Origin of the sequence: Frankia sp. AgKG'84/4 (assembly GCF_023242965.2) — a bacterium.
In the GTDB taxonomy this organism is placed as follows: domain Bacteria; phylum Actinomycetota; class Actinomycetes; order Frankiales; family Frankiaceae; genus Frankia.
Genome location: NZ_JALKFU020000443.1, coordinates 1 through 4,451, shown reverse-complemented (window position 1 = coordinate 4,451; position 4,451 = coordinate 1). Strand labels below are relative to the sequence as shown.

4 protein-coding genes are annotated in these 4,451 nt (G+C 75.7%); 2 read left to right on the top strand and 2 right to left on the bottom strand.

Going from position 1 to position 4,451, the window contains the following annotated elements; genetic code table 11:
* Positions 1-121: 121 nt before the first annotated feature.
* Positions 122-769 carry a TIGR03086 family metal-binding protein gene (locus MXD58_RS20870; RefSeq protein ID WP_248836328.1) on the bottom strand — a complete coding sequence of 216 codons (648 nt, stop codon included), beginning with the start codon at positions 767-769 and terminating at the stop codon, positions 122-124.
* A gap of 393 nt (positions 770-1,162) precedes the next feature.
* On the opposite strand from MXD58_RS20870, the gene MXD58_RS20865 reads away from it, so the two are divergent.
* Together MXD58_RS20865 and MXD58_RS20860 are read left to right on the top strand one after the other, a co-directional pair.
* Positions 1,163-2,350: a glycosyltransferase family 4 protein gene (locus MXD58_RS20865; protein ID WP_374616428.1), complete on the top strand. Its 1,188-nt coding sequence runs from the start codon at positions 1,163-1,165 to the stop codon at positions 2,348-2,350.
* A gap of 151 nt (positions 2,351-2,501) precedes the next feature.
* Positions 2,502-3,578, top strand: coding sequence for a lysylphosphatidylglycerol synthase transmembrane domain-containing protein (locus tag MXD58_RS20860; protein WP_248836327.1), 1,077 nt, complete (start codon positions 2,502-2,504; stop codon positions 3,576-3,578).
* 68 nt (positions 3,579-3,646) lie between these two features.
* Here the strand turns inward: MXD58_RS20860 and MXD58_RS20855 are convergent.
* Positions 3,647-4,451 (bottom strand): ABC transporter ATP-binding protein (locus MXD58_RS20855; RefSeq protein ID WP_250609771.1); only part of this gene is annotated, 805 nt, incomplete at its 5' end.

Genomic DNA, 4,451 nt, shown 5'->3' with positions numbered 1-4,451 from the left:
CCGCCGGCAGCGGGGCCGACGACGACCCCGGCCGCAGCCCACTCCTGCACGGCGGCGCCGAGCACGGCCGCCGGCGCGTCCGGCCTGCCCATCCCCATCTTCACCCTGTGTTGATCCACCCTCAGGACGACCGTGGGTCCGGCCACCAGTCGGGCGCGCGGCCGGTCATCGCGATAAGCGTCGCCCACTCGTCGGCACCGGCGGGGACCGGCGCCGGCTCGGCGAAGACGCCGACGACGCGCCACGCGTCGATCTGCGCCTCGAGGGCCTCATGGACCCAGCGCACCAGCTCCCGGTTGTTACCGACAGTCCGCGCGGAGGTGGTGTCGCCGGGCAGCCGGCCGGCCGCGTCGATCGCCCGGGCCAGGTCCCAGCCGTGGATGAGCAGATCGGCGGTGAGCTGGAAGGCGTACTCGTCGGCGGGCGTCGGCCCGAACGACAGCACGGGGCTGCCCACCCAGGCCTCCGGCCGGTTCCAGGCGTGGCGGGACCGCCGTGCCGTCGCCGTCCACCGGGCGACCGGGTCGTCGCCGAGCTGGTCGCCGTCGTAGCGGGTGCCGATGTCCTCGCGGGTGAGGCCGGCGAGCAGCGGCGGGACCCAGAGATGTTCGACCGTGAGGTGGTTGACCAGCGCCCGGACGTCCCAGCCAGGGCACGGGGTCGGCGCCTGCCAGGCGCCCGGTGGCACCGCCCGCACCTGGATGTCGAAGACGTCCATGGCCCAGTCCAGCCAGCTGCGACGTTCGGTGACCGTCAGCGTGCCGCCCATGATGGTGCTCCCCTCCACGGCGCGTGGACGTGCCTGGACTACCCGTCCGACCTGCCGGTCCAACCAGGCCGTGCTCGCTGTCACCCGCCGCAGCGCCCCCGACCGCTCCGTCGCCGGCCATTCTGGCTACCCATAGTGACAATTGGCGGGGGATTTCGGCGGGGAGCGCCGGATCCACCCGCGCGGCACATCCTCGGTCGCGACACTCATCCGGTGCACATGGGCCGCCTGCCATCATCTCCCCTCATGGATGGTCGCCGCCTACCGTCGCCGCCCGCGGCGCCGCCCGACGCCTGCCTCCCCCCGCCGCGGGCCAAGCCCGCGTTCGGCGTGCCGGCACAGTCCGACCCGACCGGATCCGCCCGGCCGGCTCTGCGCCTGCCACGGACGCTGGTGGTCGCGGACAAGTTCCCGCCGGTGCTCGGCGGCATCCAGACCTTCGCCTGCCACCTGACCGCCGGCCTGCCGGCCGACCGGGTGATCGTCGTCGCGCCGTCGGCGCCCGGCGCGGAGGCGTTCGACCGAACGCTGCCGTTCCCCGTGGTCCGTGCCGGCGAGCGGGTGCTCACCTCGCCCCGGTCGCGGCGGCTGCTGCGCGAACTCGTGCGGGACGAGGGCTGCGAGGCCGCCTGGTTCCCGACCGCGGCGCCGTACGGCCTGCTCGCGCCGACGCTGCGCGAGGCCGGGGTGCGCCGGGTGGTGGCGTCCAGCCACGGCCACGAGGTCGCCTGGTCGCGGCTGCCGGTGGGCTGGTCGCTCGTGCGCGGTGTCGCCGCACGGGCCGACGTGCTCACCTACCTGACCGCCTTCACCCGGCGCCGCCTCGCCTCGGTCGCCCCCGCCGGCACCACCCTCGCCCGCCTCACCGGTGGCGTCGACGCGCACCGCTTCCGGCCGCAGACCGGTGGCGAGGACGTCCGCCGGGCGCTGGGCTGGTCCGACCGCCCGATCGTGATCTGTGTGGCCCGGATGGTCCCTCGCAAGGGCCAGGACCAGCTGATCCGCGGCTGGCCCGAGGTGCGCCGACGTCATCCCGACGCCCGGCTGCTGCTCGTCGGGAAGGGTCCCGCCGAGGACCGGCTGCGCCGCCTCGCCGCGCGCCGCGGCGTCACCGACGAGGTGCTCTTCGCCGGCGCCGTGCCCGACGAGGAACTGCCCGCCTACCTCGACGCCGCCGATGTGTTCGCCATGCCGTCCAGGACCCGCTGGCTCGGCCTGGACCTGGAAGGACTCGGGCTGTCCTCGTTGGAGGGGGCGGCCAGCGGCCTGCCGGTCATCACCGGCGCCCAGGGCGGCGCGCCGGACGTCGTGCTGCCCGGCCGGACCGGCACAGTCGTCGACGGACGGGATACTGATGCGGTGACCCGAGCGGTCATCGAACTCCTCGACGACCGCGACCGGGCCGCCCGGATGGGCCTGGCCGGACGCGAATGGATGCGATCAGCCTGGAGCTGGGACGGTCTGAGCGGGCGACTCGCCGACCTGCTCACCCGCGATCCGGCCGATGACGGCGGCGACCTGACCGGCGAGGAGACCGAGCCGTTCGTGGCGGACCGGGTCGAGGCGGGCCCAGGCCGCTGAGGGCCACCGCCCCGGCCCCGGCGTAACCAGACCGGACGGGCCGGACCCGGCCTGGTAGGGGGCGAACGGTGCGGCACGCATCGGATGAGCGTGCCGGGAGGACAGGAGAACGATGAGGCCCCAGCCCACGCGGGTCCCTTCGGACCGCGTCATGGTCACCGCCCCGCTCCCCGCCCCCGCCCTCACCGCCGGTGTCGCCGCTGCTGGCTGCCCCGGCTCGGCGTCCCCACGGTCGGCGTCCCCACGGTCGGCGTCCCCACGGTCGGCGTCCCCACGGTCGGCGTCCGGGTGGCTGCGGCTGGTCCGCCCGGTGCTGGCGGTCGCCGCGCCGCTGCTGACGGCGCTGTGGCTGGTGCGGTCCTGGTCGACGGTCTGCGACGGCGTCGAGGCGCTGACCGGCGCGCATCCGGTGTGGCTGGTAGGCGCGGCCGTCGTCGCGCAGCTCACCTGGTTCGCCGGCGCGGCCTGCCAGCAGGGCGCCGTCTCCCGGGCGCTACCCGTCCGCCCGCTGCTGGCGGCCCAGGTGGCGGGCAGCGTGGCGAACCACGTCCTGCCCGCCGGTTTCGGGGTGGGCGCGGTGAAAATGCGTTTCCTGCACCGCAACGGCCTCTCGGTGCCCGAGTCGCTGACGGCGGTCGGGCTGGACGCGACCGCCGGGATGACGACCCATGTCGCCGTACTGGCCGCGCTGCTGGCCGGCGGGTTCCTGCCGGTGGAGACCTCCCGCCTGCCCGGTCCTGCCGCGGTCGCCGCCACCCTGGCCGTGGTGGTGGCGGTGGTGCTGACCGCGGTCCTGCTCGCCCGGCTGGTGCCGACCGCCCGGCGGTGGTCGGCCCGGGGACGGGCCGGGTTCGCCTGCCAGCTCCGCTCGTTGCGCACCACGTTGCGTTCGCCCGGCCGGGCGGCGCTGCTGTGGGGCGGTTCCGCGGCGATCCCGATGCTGCACGCGGCGACGCTGTGGGCGATCGTGCATGCGCTGCACCTGCCGCTCGGAATCGGCGCGGTGTTCACGCTGTACTACGCGGCGAGCGCCGCGTCCGCGCTGGTGCCCTCCCCCGGCGGCTTCGGCTCCCTCGACGCGGCCCTGACCGCGGCGATCATCGCTGCCGGGCAGTCCCCGGCGATCGCGCTGGCGACGGTGCTGGGCTACCGGCTGGTCACCGTCTGGCTGCCGATGGCGCCCTCGGCGTGCGTCCTCGCCGTGATGGTCCGCCGCGGCTACCTCTGACCGTCCGGACGTCCGACCAGCGGACCCCCACCACCCCTCGGTGGGCTGATGGTCGCGGCCGCGGCCGATCAGACGGCCGCCGGGCGGTACAGGCGGGCGTAGGCGCCATCGTCGGCGAGCAGGTCGTGGTGGGTGCCGTCCTCGACGACCTGGCCGTGGTCGAGGACGTAGATGCGGTCGGCGTCGATCACCGTGGAGAGCCGGTGCGCGATCACCAGGCAGGTACGGCCGACCGCGAGCCGGTCCAGCGCGGCCCGCACGGCGGCCTCGGAGACGGTGTCCAGCGCGGAGGTCGCCTCGTCGAGGACGAGCACCCGCGGCGACTGCAGCAGCACCCGGGCGATTGCCAACCGCTGCCGCTCGCCGCCGGAGAGCCGGTAGCCGCGCGCCCCGACCCGCGTCGCCAGCCCCTCCGGGAGCCGTTCCAGCAGGTCGGAAAGGTGCGCGGCGTCGAGAGCGGCGAGCAGCTCGTCGTCGGTGGCGTCCAGGCGCCCGTAGCGCAGGTTCGCGGCGATCGTGTCGTGGAACAGGTGCGGGTCCTGCGGGACCACGCCGACGTCGGCGTGCAGCCGGGCCGGCGCGATGTCGTCGATCGGCACGCCGTCGAGCAGGACACGGCCTCGCTGCGGCCGGTGCACGCCGCTGGCCAGGTAGGCGATGGTCGTCTTGCCGGCGCCGCTGGCGCCGACGACGGCCGTCGTCGTCCCCGCCGCGACCCGCAGCGTGACCCCGCGCAGATCCCAGACCTCGCCGTCGTCCGTGCCGGGCGGCACCGCGTCGGGCGCCGCCTGCTCGTAGGCGAACCAGACGTCGTCGAGCACGAGGTCGAGCGCCGATCCGGCCGCCACGCCGCCCCGAGTGGCCGGCTCGGCC